The sequence below is a fragment of the Paenibacillus sp. lzh-N1 genome (assembly GCF_002872435.1).
GTDB classification, from domain to species: Bacteria; Bacillota; Bacilli; order Paenibacillales; family Paenibacillaceae; genus Paenibacillus; species Paenibacillus polymyxa_C.
Window position 1 is genome coordinate 1,518,717 of sequence record NZ_CP025696.1, and the last position, 19,597, is coordinate 1,538,313.

Annotated in this window: 14 protein-coding genes, 10 tRNA genes, 3 rRNA genes and 1 other RNA gene; all 28 read right to left on the minus strand. The window is 47.7% G+C overall.

All coding sequences use genetic code 11. From position 1 onward, the window contains the following. Positions 1 to 167: 167 nt before the first annotated feature. The 28 genes from C0638_RS06885 to C0638_RS07020 all read right to left on the minus strand — a co-directional run bounded on the left by C0638_RS06885 (position 168) and on the right by C0638_RS07020 (position 19,582). Positions 168 to 1,319, minus strand: coding sequence for an acyltransferase (locus C0638_RS06885; protein ID WP_013368794.1), 1,152 nt, complete (start codon positions 1,317 to 1,319; stop codon positions 168 to 170). A gap of 143 nt (positions 1,320 to 1,462) precedes the next feature. Then, positions 1,463 to 1,960: an acyltransferase gene (locus C0638_RS06890; RefSeq protein WP_013368793.1), complete on the minus strand. Its 498-nt coding sequence runs from the start codon at positions 1,958 to 1,960 to the stop codon at positions 1,463 to 1,465. Continuing rightward, positions 1,957 to 2,610, minus strand: a complete 654-nt coding sequence (gene ppaX, locus C0638_RS06895) for a pyrophosphatase PpaX (RefSeq protein ID WP_013368792.1) — start codon at positions 2,608 to 2,610, stop codon at positions 1,957 to 1,959. The genes C0638_RS06890 and ppaX overlap by 4 nt, the downstream gene beginning before the upstream one ends. Beyond that, positions 2,607 to 3,662 (minus strand): prolipoprotein diacylglyceryl transferase, encoded by a 1,056-nt coding sequence (gene lgt, locus C0638_RS06900; RefSeq protein ID WP_013368791.1) that lies wholly within the window; start codon positions 3,660 to 3,662, stop codon positions 2,607 to 2,609. The genes ppaX and lgt overlap by 4 nt, the downstream gene beginning before the upstream one ends. Before the next feature lie 43 nt (positions 3,663 to 3,705). Further along, positions 3,706 to 4,644 (minus strand): HPr(Ser) kinase/phosphatase, encoded by a 939-nt coding sequence (hprK, locus tag C0638_RS06905; RefSeq protein WP_013308232.1) that lies wholly within the window; start codon positions 4,642 to 4,644, stop codon positions 3,706 to 3,708. Positions 4,645 to 4,996: 352 nt separating this feature from the next. Beyond that, the gene (locus tag C0638_RS06910) at positions 4,997 to 6,121 is read right to left on the minus strand and encodes an ABC transporter ATP-binding protein (protein WP_013368790.1); all 1,125 of its coding nucleotides are present in this window, start codon (positions 6,119 to 6,121) and stop codon (positions 4,997 to 4,999) included. 103 nt (positions 6,122 to 6,224) lie between these two features. After that, positions 6,225 to 7,367: a PucR family transcriptional regulator gene (locus tag C0638_RS06915; RefSeq protein WP_058711449.1), complete on the minus strand. Its 1,143-nt coding sequence runs from the start codon at positions 7,365 to 7,367 to the stop codon at positions 6,225 to 6,227. Between the two features lie 157 nt (positions 7,368 to 7,524). Then, positions 7,525 to 7,597: transfer RNA gene (locus tag C0638_RS06920), tRNA-Lys, on the minus strand. Between the two features lie 7 nt (positions 7,598 to 7,604). Further along, positions 7,605 to 7,690: transfer RNA gene (locus C0638_RS06925), tRNA-Tyr, on the minus strand. A gap of 9 nt (positions 7,691 to 7,699) precedes the next feature. Beyond that, positions 7,700 to 7,772 (minus strand) — tRNA-Phe (locus C0638_RS06930). Between the two features lie 78 nt (positions 7,773 to 7,850). After that, positions 7,851 to 7,927 (minus strand) — tRNA-Asp (locus C0638_RS06935). Positions 7,928 to 7,946: 19 nt separating this feature from the next. Then, positions 7,947 to 8,022, minus strand: a tRNA-Thr gene (locus C0638_RS06940). A 4-nt stretch (positions 8,023 to 8,026) separates the two neighbouring features. After that, positions 8,027 to 8,102, minus strand: a tRNA-Val gene (locus C0638_RS06945). Between the two features lie 10 nt (positions 8,103 to 8,112). Further along, positions 8,113 to 8,189 (minus strand) — tRNA-Met (locus tag C0638_RS06950). Positions 8,190 to 8,217: 28 nt separating this feature from the next. Beyond that, positions 8,218 to 8,309, minus strand: a tRNA-Ser gene (locus C0638_RS06955). Between the two features lie 132 nt (positions 8,310 to 8,441). Then, a 23S ribosomal RNA gene (locus tag C0638_RS06960) occupies positions 8,442 to 11,367 on the minus strand. Positions 11,368 to 11,493: 126 nt separating this feature from the next. Further along, positions 11,494 to 11,569: transfer RNA gene (locus C0638_RS06965), tRNA-Ala, on the minus strand. 20 nt (positions 11,570 to 11,589) lie between these two features. Then, positions 11,590 to 11,666 (minus strand) — tRNA-Ile (locus C0638_RS06970). Positions 11,667 to 11,705: 39 nt separating this feature from the next. Continuing rightward, positions 11,706 to 11,822 (minus strand): 5S ribosomal RNA (gene rrf, locus C0638_RS06975). 117 nt (positions 11,823 to 11,939) lie between these two features. Further along, positions 11,940 to 13,493 (minus strand): 16S ribosomal RNA (locus C0638_RS06980). Together the 16S, 23S and 5S rRNA genes with 10 tRNA genes alongside form the textbook arrangement of a ribosomal RNA operon. Positions 13,494 to 13,901: 408 nt before the next feature. After that, positions 13,902 to 14,177 carry a pro-sigmaK processing inhibitor BofA family protein gene (locus tag C0638_RS06985; RefSeq protein WP_058712401.1) on the minus strand — a complete coding sequence of 92 codons (276 nt, stop codon included), beginning with the start codon at positions 14,175 to 14,177 and terminating at the stop codon, positions 13,902 to 13,904. Next, positions 14,174 to 14,485 carry a DUF2508 family protein gene (locus C0638_RS06990; RefSeq protein ID WP_058712402.1) on the minus strand — a complete coding sequence of 104 codons (312 nt, stop codon included), beginning with the start codon at positions 14,483 to 14,485 and terminating at the stop codon, positions 14,174 to 14,176. The genes C0638_RS06985 and C0638_RS06990 overlap by 4 nt, the downstream gene beginning before the upstream one ends. 211 nt (positions 14,486 to 14,696) lie before the next feature. Next, complete coding sequence (gene recR, locus C0638_RS06995) at positions 14,697 to 15,296, minus strand: recombination mediator RecR (protein WP_013368785.1); 600 nt, start codon at positions 15,294 to 15,296, stop codon at positions 14,697 to 14,699. Positions 15,297 to 15,322: 26 nt separating this feature from the next. Then, positions 15,323 to 15,634, minus strand: coding sequence for a YbaB/EbfC family nucleoid-associated protein (locus C0638_RS07000; RefSeq protein ID WP_013368784.1), 312 nt, complete (start codon positions 15,632 to 15,634; stop codon positions 15,323 to 15,325). A 40-nt stretch (positions 15,635 to 15,674) separates the two neighbouring features. After that, the gene (dnaX, locus tag C0638_RS07005; protein ID WP_058712403.1) at positions 15,675 to 17,426 is read right to left on the minus strand and encodes a DNA polymerase III subunit gamma/tau; all 1,752 of its coding nucleotides are present in this window, start codon (positions 17,424 to 17,426) and stop codon (positions 15,675 to 15,677) included. Positions 17,427 to 17,582: 156 nt separating this feature from the next. Further along, an RNA gene (ffs, locus tag C0638_RS07010) (signal recognition particle sRNA large type) lies at positions 17,583 to 17,849 on the minus strand. A gap of 111 nt (positions 17,850 to 17,960) precedes the next feature. Beyond that, positions 17,961 to 18,158, minus strand: a complete 198-nt coding sequence (rpmE, locus tag C0638_RS07015; RefSeq protein ID WP_013368781.1) for a 50S ribosomal protein L31 — start codon at positions 18,156 to 18,158, stop codon at positions 17,961 to 17,963. Between the two features lie 152 nt (positions 18,159 to 18,310). Then, positions 18,311 to 19,582: a radical SAM family protein gene (locus C0638_RS07020; RefSeq protein WP_058712404.1), complete on the minus strand. Its 1,272-nt coding sequence runs from the start codon at positions 19,580 to 19,582 to the stop codon at positions 18,311 to 18,313. Positions 19,583 to 19,597 lie beyond the last annotated feature (15 nt).

Here is a 19,597-nt window from a genome sequence, read left to right on the forward strand (position 1 = left end):
TATATTCGATATATTATCATGCCCTACTTATGAACGTCAACCAAACGAAGCAGCCCATTTTTACAGCTTAGACAATCGCTGTCCCTCTCCATATTTTATCCAATGCAAAATGCATGAATCCTAAAAAAAGACTGTCAGCCTTAAGCCAACAGTCTAAGTCAAAATATTTAGCAGTTTGCCTGTTCATCTTTACTCTGGGATGGAAACTTCGGAACTGTGCCCAAACCGATCCATGAAAATGGTACATATCGAAAAAACAACGTCACAATCAGCCATGATCCAAACAGCGCCAACACCCATCCGCCAGCAACAGAGAAGACATATTCTATCGGTGTACCATGCAAATCCAGTTTGCGATACACTCGTAATAGCGCCGGATGAAGTAAATATATACCGAAAGAACATGCTCCCAGCCAACTGATGAACATTCGCAGTCTATCACTAGTATGACGATATAATAAAACCGATAACTGAAACAGCACCAATGCAGATACGAGAGCATATGCATTATGTAGCAGTTCATAGACCAGCGAGTCCGCATAAATGGCTTTGCGGTAGGCTATAAACCATATTTGTACATAAACGATCCCGAGTAATAACCAAGCCGCCCACAGGGCCCACCAGCTGATCAACTGGCCGCGACCCATTACCGTACCTGGGACTGGAAAAAGCCACTTTTTAAACCCTTCATATCCAATCGCTACAGCGGCACCCAAGGCAAAGTAACTGATATACGTAATCGCAAGGCTTCCTCTCTCCTCTTGCCAAACATATTTGTTCAGCAGTACAAACCCCCATTGAATGACCAACCCTACTGCCAAAATGACAAAAGCTGCTCTCCGTGGACTCGATATCCAATGACGTAAACGCTGCACTCCCCACAACAGTAGCGGAAAGACCAAATAAAATTGGATGATAATAATGACATAATACAAATGCGTATACGCCTTTCCCGTTAGCAGCACGAGCGGAAGATCACTAAGCGGCATCAACCCACGTGTCACCAAGGTCAAATAGTACATAAGAGAAAATAAAACGTAGGGTAACACAATAAACATCAGTCTTTTTCGAAAAAACAAAAGCATACTCTTTCCACGAAGTGGCCGATCGACATAATTGTAAAATAAAACAAAACCGCTCACAAAAATAAATACAGGCACTGCAAAGCTGCTAAACATATTTAAAAATAAAAAGGGATAAAACAATAGAGAATGACGCGCATCAATCAATGCCATTGAAGTCGCATGAATGGTAATGACGGCCGCAATTAATATTCCCCTGTAAATGTCAAGCTCTGGTATACGTTCTTTTTTGACCAAATCAACACGCTCCCATATCGCCTTGCAAAAATAACTATTATCAATTTTTAAACATAACCAATATGCATTACCCCACTTATTATACAGAAAAACAGCACAAGAAAGACCCCTTAATACATAAGGGGCCTTTCTTATCGTGCTATTTACTTTTCATCCACACCAGAGCGTCTTAAATCACGCAACGGATTACCGCCTACAAATGCACCTGCCGGTACATCTTTATGCACAACCGCTCCGGCCGCTACCACTGCTCCGTCACCGATGGTAACACCCGGCAAAATGGTTGTGTTTGCGCCGATCAGCACACGATCCCCGATCACCACTTTACCGATGCGATACTCCTGTATAAGGTATTCATGAGCCAGTATGGTTGTGTTATATCCAATGACCGAATTGTTCCCGATCGTAATATGCTCCGGAAAAAAAACATCCACCATCACCATCAGACCGAAGGCGGCATGTTGCCCAACCTTCATCCCCAGCATTCTGCGGTAAATAACATTTTTCAGAGAAAGCACAGGACAATACCGGGCAATCTGTATGAAAATGAAGTTCTTAACGCCTTTCCAAGGGCTCACCGTCCGATAAATTTGCCACAACGCATTGGGACCTTCTACAGGATAGCGGTTCACCTTTCTCACGATACATTGACACCTTGAAGCTCCAGCTTCAGCAAATCCCTCATATCATATAGCATGTAGTCTGGTCCATATCCGCGCAGAGTTTCCTCACCCTTGAGCGACCAGGCCACTCCCGCAGATTTCACACCTGCCGCCTGAGCTGACAAAATATCAAAGGAGCTATCTCCAACCATCAACGTATGTTCCGCTTCAGCATTCAGACCTGCCAAGGCCTTAAGCACTGGCTCCGCGTGAGGCTTCGGATGTTCCACATCGTCTACCGTCACAATGTAATCCATAGACGAAGTCAGATCAAACAGGTTAAGTACACGCATCGTGGATGGTCGTATTTTAGTTGTCACAACCCCTAGCTTAATTCCTCGTGCGCGCAGCTCCTGAATAACCTCAATAACATGTGGAAATGGCTTCACCATTTGATCATGATGAATTTGATTATAAGCACGGTAGTCTTTGATTAGCCCAGATACATCCGTTAATCCCGTAAAAGTACGGAGTTGATCGTCCAGTGTTCCCCCCATATGAGGAATAATATGCTCCCGCGTTAGCGGATCAGCATCTGGATGGTTCAAAATGTGTAAAAATGTGCTGATAATCAATTCATTCGTATCCATAATGGTACCGTCTAAATCAAACAAAATCGTATTTATCATAGATGCTCCTTCTTGTCCTCATCCGTGTCTTCCTTAGATAGCTTATCCACCGTGGCAGTTGGAGAAACCGCATCCTGCCCAGGACGGGACACCTGTTCTGGCGTCACATCAGGTACCTGATCAATCCCTGTCTTGCTGGAGACAATCGGGTCGCTATATCTCGCAACGGCTGAGCCCTTCCGACGACGAACCAAGATGAAAATCACGGCAGCTACAATGATGAAAATAGCAAGCAACTGTGAGATCCGTACGTTACCGTAATTCGGATCCAAGTACCCCGGTTCAAACCCTAGCCATACCATAGGGGACCACAGAGCATTCACAAAGGAAGCCAGCCAGTCCGGTCCCTGAAAGGCCAAGCTGTCCGTCCGCACCCGCTCGATGAAAAAACGACCAATAGAGTACCAAATGAAGTAAAATGCAAACATTTCACCTGCACGTACAAATTTCATCCGGCGAATCACAAGCAGCAAAATCACGCCTACAATACTCCATAGCGATTCGTACAGGAACGTAGGGTGATGAAACACTCCGTTAACGTTCATCTGATTCACAATGAAGTCCGGTAGATGTAGCTGATTGCGCAAAAAAGTCTCTTCCGTTGGTCCACCGTAAGCCTCTTGATTGACAAAATTACCCCAGCGTCCAATCGCTTGACCGATTAATAGACCCGGCGCACAAATATCAGCGATACGCCAGAAGTTATATCCTTTATAGCGGAAATAAATAACCGCACATATAATGGCACCAATCAAGGCACCATATATCGCGATACCGCCGTTCCAAATTTTAAAGACATCCCATAGATTATCTCGGTAGTCTTCCCATTTGAAGGCTACATAATAAATACGCGCTCCAATAATGGCCGATGGAACACCCAGAAGCAGCATATCCATAAAGAATTCCTGCGGAATACCGAATCTTTTTCCCTCACGGATGGCGAGATATAAACCCACAAGTGCCGCCAGCCCCAAAATAAGCCCATACCAATGGACCTTGATTGCCCCGATTGAAAAAGCAATCGGATTCAGCAGTAATGTTGCCGTTGACATATGTTTCTCTCACTCCTTGTTCTTCCTTGCAACCGAACGAACCTTAATCCATTTCTTCCATATCTTCAGAAATCGTAGCAGTCAGCTTGTTTGTAAATTGCAGGGCTGCATTAACGCCCATTTGTTTCAACCGATAGTTCATGGCCGCTACCTCGATAATAACAGCCAGATTTCGGCCCGGACGTACTGGAATCGTAACGAGTGGAACATCTGTATCAATAATGCGTGTGGTTTCTTCATCGAGACCGAGACGGTCATACTGCTTGTCCTGTTGCCATGCCTCCAGACGGACAACCAATGTAATCCGCTTATTATTACGAACTGCACCAGCACCAAACAGTGTCATCACATTAATAATGCCCACGCCACGAATTTCAAGCAGGTGACGAATTAGTTCAGGTGCTGTTCCATGCAACTGAAAGTCGGACGTTTGCCGGATTTCTACCGCATCATCTGCTACCAAGCGATGCCCACGTTTAACAAGTTCCAGTGCTGTTTCACTCTTACCAATTCCACTACTGCCAGTGATAAGCATTCCCACGCCATACACGTCACACAGTACACCATGAATAGTCGCCGTAGGTGCCAGCTTTCTTTCCAGAAAACCTGTGATCCGGCTTGATAAAATCGTCGTCGCCATATTGGTTCGCAGTACAGGAATATCTCGCTCTGCGCTTGCCTCCACTAACTCGGCCGGTACCTCCAGGCCACGTGTGATAATAATACATGGAGTCAGCTCTGTACACAAACGCTCCATCCGATCCCGTCGCTCCTCAGGAGGCAGCATACCCAGAAAAGCCAGCTCAGACCTTCCCAAAAGCTGTACCCGCTCCTGTGTATGATATTCAAAATACCCGGCCATCTCCAGGCCTGGGCGATTCAAATCGTCCACGGTGATCAGTCTGCGCAGACCTTTTTCACCGGAAATAACCTCCATTTGAAACTGCTGTACAAGCTCGGATACCTTTACCTGTTTAGCCATTGTATTCTCTCCTTCATCTGCAAAAACCGGATTCTATACGCCATTTGATTTATGTAGCATTATTCTATTAACCATACAAGCCCACACAGTCTATCCTGAATGAGTCCACACTTGACTTGATTTAACAATAGGATTCCAGGCTATCCCTATCCCGACAGTTGGACCTCCAAGCCCCACCAATCTAGGACTTATGCCAACGAACCTTGTCTGAATCTAAACCTGCACCATTGTACACCCATCGTATCGGAATTTTCCATTGAATGCAATGCCAAAGCTAGTATCGGATATCATATACAAAAGAGTCGCAGTTCTCCGCTTGGGGAAAACTGCGACTCTCTTCCAGAGGCTAATCTTATTCGCCAACCAGAATGCTCAATTCCGATTCCTTATCAAAAATATGAACTTTGTTCATATCAACAGCCAACTTCGCTTTGACACCATCACGAGTATTGGAACGTCCGTCTACACGGGCAATAATCGTATCGTTTCCGGCACCACTTAGGTACAACAGCATTTCATGACCGAGGTTTTCCGTTACATCCACAGTGGATGTAAAGATCGTGTTCGGAGAAGCCTCTAAGAATACAGGCTCTTCATGAATATCCTCAGGACGAATGCCCAAGATCACTTCTTTGCCAATGTAGCCTTTCGCTTTCAAAATCTGTCCCTTACCTTCAGGTACAAACAGATCCAGACCTGGTGCTGCGAAATGCAGCGCACCTTCTTTTTCAACCAGCTTACCCGAGATAAAGTTCATCGTAGGAGAGCCGATAAAACCAGCTACGAACAGATTCACTGGACGGTTGTACAGTTCATCCGGGGAAGCAGCTTGTTGAATGATACCATCCTTCATAACTACAATCCGATCACCCATCGTCATGGCTTCAACCTGGTCATGTGTTACATAGATAACGGTCGTTTCCAGACGCTTAGCCAACTTCGTGATTTCCGCACGCATCTGACCACGCAACTTGGCATCCAAGTTGGACAGCGGTTCATCCATCAAGAAGACTTGTGGGTCACGTACAATCGCACGACCTAAGGCAACACGCTGACGCTGACCGCCTGATAACGCTTTCGGCTTGCGATCCAGCAGATGCTCAATATCAAGGATTTTAGCCGCTTCACGTACACGTTTATCAATTTCTTCCTTTTTAACCTTGCGGAGCTTCAGACCAAAGGCCATATTTTGGTATACGTTCATATGCGGATACAAGGCATAGGATTGGAATACCATCGCGATATCGCGGTCTTTTGGAGCCACATCGTTCACAACACGATCACCAATGTACAATTTACCGTCTGAAATTTCCTCCAAACCAGCAATCATACGAAGTGTAGTAGACTTCCCACAACCGGAAGGACCAACCAATACGAGAAATTCTTTATCTTGAATGTCCAAATTGACATCAACAACCGTAGCTTTTTCTGCACCTGGATATTTCTTAAAAATATGCTCTAAACGTACGCCAGCCATAGCTTTTGCCTCCCCAAGATCAAGTTTTGAAATCGAATACATTTTCTACTTGTATCTTACCCTAGTACCCAAAGTATGACTATTCGCAAACTGCACAAAAATGCTATTTCCTTTTTGTCACTTTGTACAATAGCAGATATAGTTTGACCAAAACCGCATCATTAAACGTCCTCACGTCCAATCCGGTCTCCTGTTTAATCTTGTCCAAACGGTAAATCAACGTATTTCGGTGAACATACAGACGCTTGGCTGTCTCACTCACATTACAATCCAGTTGAAAAAAGATATCTAATGTAGCCATCGTTTCTGAGTCTTCCAGTATGACAGATGACTTCATTACTTGCTCCAAAAATAGCACACGTTGTTCCTTGGGAATGCGATTTAACAGTCTCTCCAAATGAAGCTCCCATGAAAGGTGGATGTGCTCTGTTACATGAAAAAGCTTGCCAAGATGGATCGTCTCCCATAATAAATTCAGCTCGTGGGGAAGACTTTGCAAAGGGATCGAGGGCTTGGAAATCGCCAAATGGAATACACCGACCCATTCATTCGCGATAAGTTCATATAACCCCAAGCTAAAAGCCGTAAGTACCTCCTCCAGCGGTTCCGCAAAATCTGCCTCTCTGGTCTCAGTATCTTTATCCCGTTCATCGTCGGCTCCTAATAAAAGCTCCTTTTTAGCGAGAATCAGCCAAGATTGTTCGTCTAATGGAGTAAGCAGGACATCCCCTCCAAAATAGCTCGCTAACAATCGATGAAGCTGCGTATAGGTAATAGCTCCATCCTGTGTTCCCTCACCATTTAGCAAAAACGGCACCATACACGCTGATAGCGGATCACGAAGTTCTAATTCAGCAGGAACCTCTTCTTTACTGTTTAGGTTGGCTGCCTGCTGCATGAGCCATTGTCCAAAACGACTCATCCGCTCTTCCTCGCTATAAGCCCGGTTGACCGACAAGCTTGGACCATTGTGCCAAACTTGTTCCATGTTCCCCAGTATCGCTTCTATCAACTTCCGTTCTCGATCCGACAAGTATCTGGCCTCTACCGCAAAAGCAGCAAGTTCACCTGCCGATGCACGAAACGGAAAATATAATTTATTCTCACTAACAAATGATCTATCCGGTATGACTGAATCCGTTGTTTCTCCTTCTGCCATCATTTCTGGGCACCAAGGCACTATGGTAAAAGGCGCTTGAATTATATTCTGAAGCTGTTGCTGAATCCACTCTGTATCCAAAGTCACGCGATCACCACTTCACTTTTTTTAGAATATAGATAAACACTAAGCGAACATAATGAACTTATTATAACCTGTCGATACCTTAAAACAAAAAGCTATATAAAAACATAACTTAAAACAACACAAAAAAAGCCATCAACTTATAGTTGATGACTTCTGATGAGCCATGAAGGACTCGAACCTTCGACACCCTGATTAAAAGTCAGGTGCTCTACCAACTGAGCTAATGGCTCATAAAACTGGTGGAGGATGATGGATTCGAACCACCGAACCCGTAAGGGAGCAGATTTACAGTCTGATGCGTTTGGCCACTTCGCTAATCCTCCATATAAAGGTGGCTCGGGACGGAATCGAACCGCCGACACGAGGATTTTCAGTCCTCTGCTCTACCGACTGAGCTACCGAGCCATATCCATTGACAAAAAAATAAAGTGCGGAGGGATACCCCTTCCCACTTTAGTACGGTGAAAATATTAAACTGAAAAATGGCGGAACTGACGGGATTCGAACCCGCGATCTCCTGCGTGACAGGCAGGCATGTTAGGCCTCTACACCACAGTTCCCTATATTTTTCAAAAAAAATGGTGCCGGCGAGAGGACTTGAACCCCCAACCTACTGATTACAAGTCAGTTGCTCTACCAGTTGAGCTACACCGGCACAATGGTGGAGGCTGAGGGGATCGAACCCCCGACCCTCTGCTTGTAAGGCAGATGCTCTCCCAGCTGAGCTAAGCCTCCTGGGTATGTATGGTAGCGGCGGAGGGGATCGAACCCCCGACCTCACGGGTATGAACCGTACGCTCTAGCCAGCTGAGCTACACCGCCATAACATAATTCACTAGCTTGTCCTAAATGGCGGAGAGAGAGGGATTCGAACCCTCGCACCACTTTCGCAGTCTAACCCCTTAGCAGAGGGTCCCCTTATAGCCACTTGGGTATCTCTCCATATGAATGGACTCGCTTAGTGAAATTCTACAAGATATTCAGATTATCAGCAAAGTGAATTTGAATATCAAGCGTAATTCCAAGGTGTTACACCCTGAAAACTGGATCCGAAACTTCATTGCGCCTTATCTTTAGGATAAGCCCTCGACCGATTAGTATTGGTCAGCTCCATGCATTACTGCACTTCCACCCCCAACCTATCTACCTCGTCGTCTTCAAGGGGTCTTACTAATTGGGAAATCTCATCTTGAGGGGGGCTTCACGCTTAGATGCTTTCAGCGCTTATCCCTTCCGTACATAGCTACCCAGCGGTGCTCCTGGCGGAACAACTGGTACACCAGCGGTACGTCCATCCCGGTCCTCTCGTACTAAGGACAGCTCCTCTCAAATTTCCTACGCCCACGACAGATAGGGACCGAACTGTCTCACGACGTTCTGAACCCAGCTCGCGTACCGCTTTAATGGGCGAACAGCCCAACCCTTGGGACCTACTTCAGCCCCAGGATGCGATGAGCCGACATCGAGGTGCCAAACCTCCCCGTCGATGTGGACTCTTGGGGGAGATAAGCCTGTTATCCCCAGGGTAGCTTTTATCCGTTGAGCGATGGCCCTTCCATGCGGTACCACCGGATCACTAAGCCCGACTTTCGTCCCTGCTCGACTTGTAGGTCTCGCAGTCAAGCTCCCTTCTGCCTTTGCACTCTTCGAATGATTTCCAACCATTCTGAGGGAACCTTGGGGCGCCTCCGTTACTCTTTAGGAGGCGACCGCCCCAGTCAAACTGCCCACCTGACACTGTCCTCGCACCGGATCACGGTACCAAGTTAGAACCTAGATACGATCAGGGTGGTATCCCAAGGATGCCTCCTCTCAAGCTGGCGCTCAAGATTCAACGGCTCCCACCTATCCTGTACAGATCGTACCCAAATTCAATATCAAGCTGCAGTAAAGCTCCATGGGGTCTTTCCGTCTTGTCGCGGGTAACCTGCATCTTCACAGGTATTAAAATTTCACCGGATCTCTCGTTGAGACAGCGCCCAAGTCGTTACGCCATTCGTGCGGGTCAGAATTTACCTGACAAGGAATTTCGCTACCTTAGGACCGTTATAGTTACGGCCGCCGTTTACTGGGGCTTCGGTTCATAGCTTCGCCCGAAGGCTTACCACTCCCCTTAACCTTCCAGCACCGGGCAGGCGTCAGCCCGTATACTTCGCCTTGCGGCTTCGCACAGACCTGTGTTTTTGCTAAACAGTCGCTTGGGCCTTTTCACTGCGGCCCCCTCGGGCTATTCACCCTACCGAGGCACCCCTTCTCCCGAAGTTACGGGGTCATTTTGCCGAGTTCCTTAACGAGAGTTCTTCCGCGCGCCTTAGAATTCTCTTCTCGCCTACCTGTGTCGGTTTGCGGTACGGGCACCTTCTCCTGGCTAGAGGCTTTTCTTGGCAGTCTGAGATCATGACCTTCGCTACTATAATTTTCGCTCCCCATCACAGCCCAGCCTTACGATGTGCGGATTTGCCTTCACATCAGCCTCACTGCTTAGACGGACATCCATCAGTCCGCGTCACTACCCTACTGCGTCACCCCATCGCTCATCACGGATTACGGTGGTACAGGAATTTCTACCTGTTGTCCTTCGACTACGCCTATCGGCCTCGCCTTAGGTCCCGACTTACCCTGAGCGGACGAACCTTCCTCAGGAACCCTTAGGCTTTCGGCGGATCTGATTCTCACAGATCTTTTCGTTACTCATACCGGCATTCTCACTTGAATGCAGTCCAGCGCTCCTTCCGGTACACCTTCAACCCGCATTCAACGCTCCCCTACCCCTGATGCAAAGCATCAAGCCATAGCTTCGGTGGTGTGTTTAGCCCCGTTACATTTTCGGCGCAGAGTCACTCGACCAGTGAGCTATTACGCACTCTTTCAATGGTGGCTGCTTCTAAGCCAACATCCTGGTTGTCTGTGCAACTCCACATCCTTTCCCACTTAACACACACTTGGGGACCTTAGCTGATGGTCTGGGCTGTTTCCCTTTCGACAATGGATCTTAGCACTCACTGTCTGACTCCCGGAACTAAATCCATGGCATTCGGAGTTTGACTGAGCTTGGTAACCCTTGCGGGCCCCGCACCCAATCAGTGCTCTACCTCCACGATTCTTCTTTCCGAGGCTAGCCCTAAAGCTATTTCGGGGAGAACCAGCTATCTCCGGGTTCGATTGGAATTTCTCCGCTACCCCCACCTCATCCCCGCATTTTTCAACATGCGTGGGTTCGGGCCTCCAGTGCGTGTTACCGCACCTTCACCCTGGACAGGGGTAGATCACCCGGTTTCGGGTCTACGTCCACGTACTCAGTCGCCCTATTCAGACTCGCTTTCGCTGCGGCTTCAGCTCTTCACCTTAACCTTGCACGGGAACGTAACTCGCCGGTTCATTCTACAAAAGGCACGCCATCACCCATAGATCGGGCTCTGACTTCTTGTAAGCACACGGTTTCAGGATCTATTTCACTCCCCTTCCGGGGTGCTTTTCACCTTTCCCTCACGGTACTGCTTCACTATCGGTCGCCAGGGAGTATTTAGCCTTGGCAGATGGTCCTGCCGGATTCATACGGGGTTTCACGTGCCCCGCACTACTCGGGATCCGTCTCGGAGGGAACGGGTTTTGAACTACAGGGCTTTTACCTTCTCTGGCGGGCCTTTCCAGACCTCTTCATCTAACCGGTTCCTTTGTAACTCCATGTGAGACGTCCCACAACCCCAAGGAGCAAGCTCCTTGGTTTGGGCTAATCCGCGTTCGCTCGCCGCTACTGACGGAATCACTATTGTTTTCTCTTCCTCAGGGTACTTAGATGTTTCAGTTCCCCTGGTCTGCCTCTCACTCACCTATGAATTCAGTGAGTAGTGACTGTCGATGAAGACAGCCGGGTTTCCCCATTCGGACATCCCCGGATCAAAGCTTGCTTACAGCTCCCCGAGGCCTTATCGTTGTTCGCCACGTCCTTCGTCGGCTCCTGGCGCCTAGGCATCCTCCGTGTGCTCTTTGTAGCTTAACCTAGTATCTACAATGTAAATACAATATGCTACCTTTATTTCACTTGTTTACACAAGATCAGCTTAAAGGAATATTCTAAAACGCAATTTCGTTTCGGTATCCAGTTTTCAAGGTGCAATAATAAATTTGGTGGAGCCAAGCGGGATCGAACCGCTGACCTCCTGCTTGCAAGGCAGGCGCTCTCCCAGCTGAGCTATGGCCCCAAAAGAAAATATAAAATTTATGGTGGGCCCTAGTGGACTCGAACCACCGACCTCACCCTTATCAGGGGTGCGCTCTAACCAGCTGAGCTAAGGGCCCATAATAAACCACCAAAAAAAGTTTTTCTTTAGTGGTTGCGCTTGGCGGCGTCCTACTCTCCCAGGACCCTGCGGTCCAAGTACCATCGGCGCTGGAGGGCTTAACGGTCGTGTTCGGGATGGGTACGTGTGGAACCCCTCCGCTATCGCCACCAAACGCTTGAGAGTTTGAGCTCTCAAAACTGAGCAACGAGTGAGTAACAGGCCTAAACCTGAGTTTGAAGCTTACGCTTCATATTTGAATGTTTCCATCGCAGGAAACGATTCTCCATAGAAAGGAGGTGATCCAGCCGCACCTTCCGATACGGCTACCTTGTTACGACTTCACCCCAATCATCTACCCCACCTTCGGCGGCTGGCTCCTTGCGGTTACCTCACCGACTTCGGGTGTTGTAAACTCTCGTGGTGTGACGGGCGGTGTGTACAAGACCCGGGAACGTATTCACCGCGGCATGCTGATCCGCGATTACTAGCAATTCCGACTTCATGTAGGCGAGTTGCAGCCTACAATCCGAACTGAGACCGGCTTTTCTAGGATTGGCTCCACCTCGCGGCTTCGCTTCCCGTTGTACCGGCCATTGTAGTACGTGTGTAGCCCAGGTCATAAGGGGCATGATGATTTGACGTCATCCCCACCTTCCTCCGGTTTGTCACCGGCAGTCTGCTTAGAGTGCCCAGCTTGACCTGCTGGCAACTAAGCATAAGGGTTGCGCTCGTTGCGGGACTTAACCCAACATCTCACGACACGAGCTGACGACAACCATGCACCACCTGTCTCCTCTGTCCCGAAGGAAAGGCCTATCTCTAGACCGGTCAGAGGGATGTCAAGACCTGGTAAGGTTCTTCGCGTTGCTTCGAATTAAACCACATACTCCACTGCTTGTGCGGGTCCCCGTCAATTCCTTTGAGTTTCAGTCTTGCGACCGTACTCCCCAGGCGGAATGCTTAATGTGTTAACTTCGGCACCAAGGGTATCGAAACCCCTAACACCTAGCATTCATCGTTTACGGCGTGGACTACCAGGGTATCTAATCCTGTTTGCTCCCCACGCTTTCGCGCCTCAGCGTCAGTTACAGCCCAGAGAGTCGCCTTCGCCACTGGTGTTCCTCCACATCTCTACGCATTTCACCGCTACACGTGGAATTCCACTCTCCTCTTCTGCACTCAAGCTCCCCAGTTTCCAGTGCGACCCGAAGTTGAGCCTCGGGATTAAACACCAGACTTAAAGAGCCGCCTGCGCGCGCTTTACGCCCAATAATTCCGGACAACGCTTGCCCCCTACGTATTACCGCGGCTGCTGGCACGTAGTTAGCCGGGGCTTTCTTCTCAGGTACCGTCACTCTTGTAGCAGTTACTCTACAAGACGTTCTTCCCTGGCAACAGAGCTTTACGATCCGAAAACCTTCATCACTCACGCGGCGTTGCTCCGTCAGGCTTTCGCCCATTGCGGAAGATTCCCTACTGCTGCCTCCCGTAGGAGTCTGGGCCGTGTCTCAGTCCCAGTGTGGCCGATCACCCTCTCAGGTCGGCTACGCATCGTCGCCTTGGTAGGCCTTTACCCCACCAACTAGCTAATGCGCCGCAGGCCCATCCACAAGTGACAGATTGCTCCGTCTTTCCTCCTTCTCCCATGCAGGAAAAGGATGTATCGGGTATTAGCTACCGTTTCCGGTAGTTATCCCTGTCTTGTGGGCAGGTTGCCTACGTGTTACTCACCCGTCCGCCGCTAGATTATATAGAAGCAAGCTTCTATATAATCCCGCTCGACTTGCATGTATTAGGCACGCCGCCAGCGTTCGTCCTGAGCCAGGATCAAACTCTCCATTAAAGACCAACCGAAGTTGGTTATAGAAAGAGCGATTAGCTCATGTTGAAACTGACGAGATAAAATATCTCATTGTTGATTTTGCGAACAAAATCAATTTACTCACTCGTTGTTCAGTTTTCAAAGATCAAACCTTCACTATGTCTTACTTTGCTTCATCACCGCATCTCAGCGGCGACTTAATTAATATAACACACACTCGGGATTTAAGTCAACACTTTTTTAAATTATTTTTCAATTTCATTTAAGCATTGCTCACACAAAAAAATTCCCGGGCTTTAAAGGCCGAGAATTAATGTATCACATTTTTGAATTCGTCGTCAACTATAATTAAAAAAAATAAAACAATACCGCATTGGACTCACCAATACCCACTTTTTTTGCATACTCTCCCTTTCCTACAATAACGTTTCACACAGCCTGTCCGAACAATATTATTTTCAATGCCAGTAAAAGCGCAATGCCTGGCAAGCCTAATATCGTTACTGCTCCCATCGTCACTGGGTTAATCGGAATGTACACCTGTGTAATCCATCCTGAATAATTGATAACATACAGTGCAATGGCTGCCAGAGCCATATGCGCGCCGAATACTACAAACCAACCGATCCCCAGATGTTTTTTGAGGATTAGATACATCAGTATTCCGGCACAAGCAATCAAGACAAGCCAGACTACCCCTCTCATTCCGCTCTCCGTTTGTGAACCTGGTCAGTATCATTGGCATACCCCGGTTCATCTGCTGGCAGGTGAAAACGATGTAACCCTTGTTGCTTTGCGCTTTTTAAATGTATTTGATATTTACGCTCCGCAGCTTCCAGAACAAAAATGGCGTAGTCGATTTCATCCTTACCCGTAGCTTCATGAAATAAACGATGCGCTCTTAACCATTCCGCATGCGAAGCTCGAATCTGAGCAAACAATTCCTGGCGATACTCTGCTTCTGATTTTCCATTCTCCTGACGACGGAAATTTTGTTTCATCCGTTCCCACATTCATTCATCCTCCTCACAAGCTGAATTATGTGTACAGTCTGCAAGACCACCTTATTCATACTTATTGAATAGAGGACAAACTTAGAACTAGGAACGTCTATAGAGCCATCTATTACTGCAAATAAAAAAGGAGCCGTAACGGCTCCCTAACAAGTCAAGGATGTCCCAAGGACATTTCAGACTCATAAATTATAACGTATAACTACACCTACTAATTAAGCTCTCTGCGGCCTTCTAGCGCTTTGGACAGGGTGACCTCGTCGGCATACTCCAAATCCCCGCCCACGGGCAAACCGTGAGCAATACGAGTAACCTTGATTTCAAAAGGACGCACTAGCCGCGAAATGTACATAGCCGTGGCCTCTCCCTCAATGTTCGGATTCGTAGCCAGGATCAGCTCCTTGACGCGTTCATCACTTAGCCTGGTTAGCAACTCCTTGAGTTTGATATCCTCAGGGCCAATTCCCTCCATCGGAGAGATTGCCCCGTGAAGTACATGGTACAAACCTTCAAACTCCTTGGTACGCTCCATAGCGACCAAATCCTTAGCATCCTGAACAACACAAATGACGGAAGCATCCCTCGTCTTATCCTGACAGATCCTACAAGGGTCCGTGTCTGTAATGTTACCGCAGACTGAACAAAAGTGAAGATTGCGTTTTACATTGACCAGCGCTTTGGCAAAATCAATCACATCATCTTCCTTCATTTTCAGTACGTGAAAAGCCAACCGGGCAGCTGTTTTGGGGCCTACTCCCGGCAGGCGCGTAAAAGCATCAATCAGCTTTGCAATCGGCTCGGGATAATGCAATAGCGTATTTCTCCTTTATGAGCAGACTAGAACAAGCCCGGAATTTTCATACCACCTGTAAATTTACCCATATCATCATTAGCCAGTTCATCCGCTTTGGACAAAGCATCATTGACTGCAGTGAGTACGAGATCTTGCAGCATTTCTACATCATCAGGATCTACAGCTTCCGGTTTGATTGTGATAGACAATACTTTTTTATGTCCACTTACCTCTACAGTTACCACACCGCCACCAGAAGAACCTTCGATTACTTTCCCACCAAGCTCCTCTTGGGCTTTCAGCATTTGTTCCTGCATTTTTTTCACTTGCTTCATCATTTGGTTCATATTGTTCATTTCAATCATCTCCTTTAATGAAGTATACATCTACATTTGATTATTCTTTAATGACTACCAGATCTTCCCCGAAAAGCTGAATCGCTTCATCAATCCAGGGCTCCTGGGACTTTCCCGGCGCATCATGCTCCGGCTCCAGTTGCAATTCTTCGGCAGGCTGGTCAGAAACTCCTTCAATCGCAGCATTCCAATCCTTTTGCATCATCGTTACCAAACGATAAGGATGCCCCAACTGCTCATGTAAAACCTTCTCGATGACCTGCTTATTGGCAGGTTTTTCGGTAGTTTCACGATGAATGTTGTTCTTAAACGCGACCAATACACTGTCCTCTAACACAGAAACCGGCTCACCATCCATAAACCAAGCATGAACCGTAACTTTCGCCTCTTTCACCCCTTGCAAAATCTGGCTCCACTTACGCCCCACCGCTGCGAATGCTTCGCTTGACTTCTCAGCAATATAGCGATCCAACTGAGAAGGGAGTTTAGCCGGCGCTGAAAGACGTGGAGCAGGGGCACGACCACCAGAAGCCTGACGGCCGCCTGACAGTGTCTCCTGACCCGCCCCAACAGCCAAGCCACCTTGCATTGCACGTTCCAGCTTCTTTTCCAACTCAGCAAGCTGGCGCTTTAACATAGCCACATCTTCCTGGCCAGCTACAGCACCAGAGCGCTGTGCAGTCGGCTGAGCAGCAGTTCCTGCTTCCCCTGGAATGCTGCATAACTTCAATAGAGCTACCTCAAATAAAGTTTGGGGCTGAACCGCATATTTCATCTCGCCCTGATAACGATTAAGGGTGTCAATCATTGCAAAGAGCTGCTCCTTGGTAAAAGCATCTGCCACTTCCTTAAACTGCTCCGGATTCAGCACTCGCTCCGTCATTTTGGTCGCCTGCGGCACCATTTTGATCATTAGCAGGTCTCGGAAATAGTACAGAAGATTCTCCATACACTTATCTGCACTTTTCCCTTCCTGCATAAAGTTCTCGATCAATTGGAGCACTGTGCCTACATCTTCTTTCAGTAATGCCAAGGCCAATTTACCGAATTGCTCGGATGCGATCCCACCCGTCATATCCAGCACCTGCTGATACGTAACCCGGCCATCAGTAAACGAGGATATCTGATCCAAAACGCTAACCGCATCTCGCATCCCGCCATCTGAAAGACGTGCAATATATTGCAGTGCATCCAAATCAGCTTGGATGTTCTCCTGTTGGCATATCAGGTCAAGCCGCTCTGTCTGCTCCTCCAGCGATACTCGCCGGAAGTCAAAACGCTGGCAACGCGAAATAATTGTCGCGGGAATCCGATGCGGCTCTGTCGTAGCCAATATAAACATTACGTGTGGCGGCGGCTCTTCCAGCGTCTTGAGCAGCGCATTGAACGCTTCCGTCGTCAGCATGTGCACTTCATCAATGATATAAACCTTGTGCCGCACTTCTGTGGGCGCATATTTGACTTTATCGCGCAAATCACGAATCTCTTCAACGCCCCGGTTGGAGGCTGCGTCAATCTCCTGTACATCCATGACCGCTCCGGCCGTGATCCGTTTACAGGCTTCGCATTCGTTGCAAGGTTCCGGTGCAGGTCCATGCTCACAGTTGATTGCCTTGGCCAAAATTTTGGCCGCACTGGTCTTACCCGTTCCTCGCGGACCACTGAACAGGTAGGCATGGGACGTGCGATTTTCGCGGATGGCATTCTGCAATGTCTGGATAATATGCTGTTGTCCTACCATGTCCTTGAAGGCCTGCGGCCGCCAAGCACGGTACAACGCTATATGTTCCAATGCGCGTTCCCTCTTTCCCATTCACTTTCATGACCATTTATGGTCACTTCATTATACTATACTCCCGTCCGAATCTAAACCAGACACATTTCAATTTATAAGCACAAAAAAACACCTTCGCATAATCGCCAAGATGTTCTAATTCCCAAGTATATACCGTGCACCTGTTATTGATCGTTGTGATCCGAGCGGCAACCCTGAGCAACAACTCGGGCTAGGCAACCCTCCGGCACAAGAGTGGGCTTGCTTATGGCTGCTTCCTTCCGGACCTGACCAGGTTCACAAGTACTCATTGCGGAGGACCCAACCGTCAACATTGTGCGCAGGGACCAGCCTCACATCAACAACACCTCTAACAGGAATTCAACCTCGCTATAGCGGATTGCGAGTTACAGGGCACCGCTACCTCCCCATCTAGCACGGTGAAAATAAGTATATCGCATGGTTGCACAAAATGCAAATAGCAAATAACGACAAAAAGAGCCTCCTGCAATTGCAGAAGGCTCTAATAACTTTATCTCTTGCGGCAACTTATTAAATACCGTATTTCTTCTTGAAACGATCCACACGTCCACCAGCATCAATAAACTTCTGCTTACCTGTGAAGAACGGATGGCAAGCGGAGCAAATCTCTACACGCAGAGATTCTTTTACAGAACCAGTTTCAAACGTATTCCCGCAAGCGCAAGTAACATTAGTTACGTTATACTTCGGTTGAATAGCCTGTTGCATTAACTTTCACCTCTTTCCGCCCTGAACGTCCTATCAGCCCAGAGTTGTATGAACACATGTTCAAATTATAGCACTTGAATATAAGTGTTTCAACATCTTTTTAGTACACAAAACAGTGTAAGATCAGTGTGTTTTAAATATCTTCCGACCGTTTAGGTTCTGGAAAATTTGGGACGTGCCAGCCCTTGCGGCGGCACATGAGTGTAAGAACCGATAACCACATCCGGCAGTTCCTCACGATAAATCTCAAGCATTTGCTTCATACCAAGTATCTCCCCTTGAGCCGGTGGAATCAATTCCAGATAGCTTTCAGGATCAATATTCAGATTACGCATTTGAATCAGCTTGAGCTTAGTGCGTTTGGCAAATTCAATCATTGCCTCAATTTCCTCCTCCCGGTCAGTTACACCCGGAAAAATCAAATAGTTGATGGACGTATACACTCCCTGATCGGACGCATAACGGAGCGACTTTTCCACATTAGCCAGCGTGTATCCGCGCGGCTTGTAATACGCATTGTAATGGTCGTCCAATGCACTAATTGTGCTTACTCGCATGAGATCAAGACCCGCATCCACAATCCCCCGGATATGATCATTCAATCCCGCATTGGTGTTGATATTAATATATCCCATATCTGTAACGGAACGTACTTCTTTGATCGCATCAATAATCAGTTTGGCTTGAGTGGAGGGCTCACCTTCACAACCTTGCCCAAAACTGATGATAGACTCAGGTGTCTTCAAATGTTCCAACATAACTTCTACAATCTCTTCCACACGGGGACGGAAGTTCATTCTTGTCTGCGGAGATACAAAACCACTGTCATCCGGCTGTTCAGATATACAGCCAAAGCAACCCGCATTACAAGAATAAGATACCGGAACTCCCCCTTCCCAGCGATTCAGGAACGTATTCGAAGAAGTAAGACATTCGTACCCCAGCGCACAGTTAGACAAATGCTGGTACAGCCTATTTTCGGGATACTGTTCTGTCATTCGCTGAACTCCCAATTTAACTTGATTGCGGTCGCAGTTTTCGGGATTCCATTTGGAAGGACTGTCACTCTGCTCTGCTGTTACATAAAATGCCCCATCTTTCCAGACAACGGCCGAATAACCGAACAAGGGGAGTTTATACTCCTTATCTGTCTTCACATATCCCGGCAGACACAGGCGTGTAAAACCTTGCGGTAACAAAGCCCCTACTGCCTGCATATCTCCCGGAAGAGAGACCATTTCCCCTGTTTCAGGGTTCATACCGACCGGGCGGGTGCTGGGCAGGCTTACCAGTGTGGCTCCTTCCGGCAACGGAATAAGCTCATCCTCCATGATTTCAACAATCATGTCTGCACTACGGGCAAGCCCATACAAAGAAGCATGATCATATACATTGCCTTTTTCGTCGGCATACACCAAATACATTATGGAGCTCCTTTC

Bases quoted from the DNA above. Each gene is read 5' to 3' on its own strand.
- C0638_RS07000 (WP_013368784.1), bottom strand. From the start codon at position 15,634: ATGAACAATATGAACCAAATGATGAAGCAAGTGAAAAAAATGCAGGAA.
- C0638_RS06985 (WP_058712401.1), bottom strand. From the start codon at position 14,177: ATGAGAGGGGTAGTCTGGCTTGTCTTGATTGCTTGTGCCGGAATACTG.
- C0638_RS06990 (WP_058712402.1), bottom strand. From the start codon at position 14,485: ATGTGGGAACGGATGAAACAAAATTTCCGTCGTCAGGAGAATGGAAAA.
- ppaX (WP_013368792.1), bottom strand. From the start codon at position 2,610: ATGATAAATACGATTTTGTTTGATTTAGACGGTACCATTATGGATACG.
- lgt (WP_013368791.1), bottom strand. From the start codon at position 3,662: ATGTCAACGGCAACATTACTGCTGAATCCGATTGCTTTTTCAATCGGG.
- hprK (WP_013308232.1), bottom strand. From the start codon at position 4,644: ATGGCTAAACAGGTAAAGGTATCCGAGCTTGTACAGCAGTTTCAAATG.
- rpmE (WP_013368781.1), bottom strand. From the start codon at position 18,158: ATGCAACAGGCTATTCAACCGAAGTATAACGTAACTAATGTTACTTGC.
- C0638_RS06910 (WP_013368790.1), bottom strand. From the start codon at position 6,121: ATGGCTGGCGTACGTTTAGAGCATATTTTTAAGAAATATCCAGGTGCA.
- C0638_RS07020 (WP_058712404.1), bottom strand. From the start codon at position 19,582: ATGTATTTGGTGTATGCCGACGAAAAAGGCAATGTATATGATCATGCT.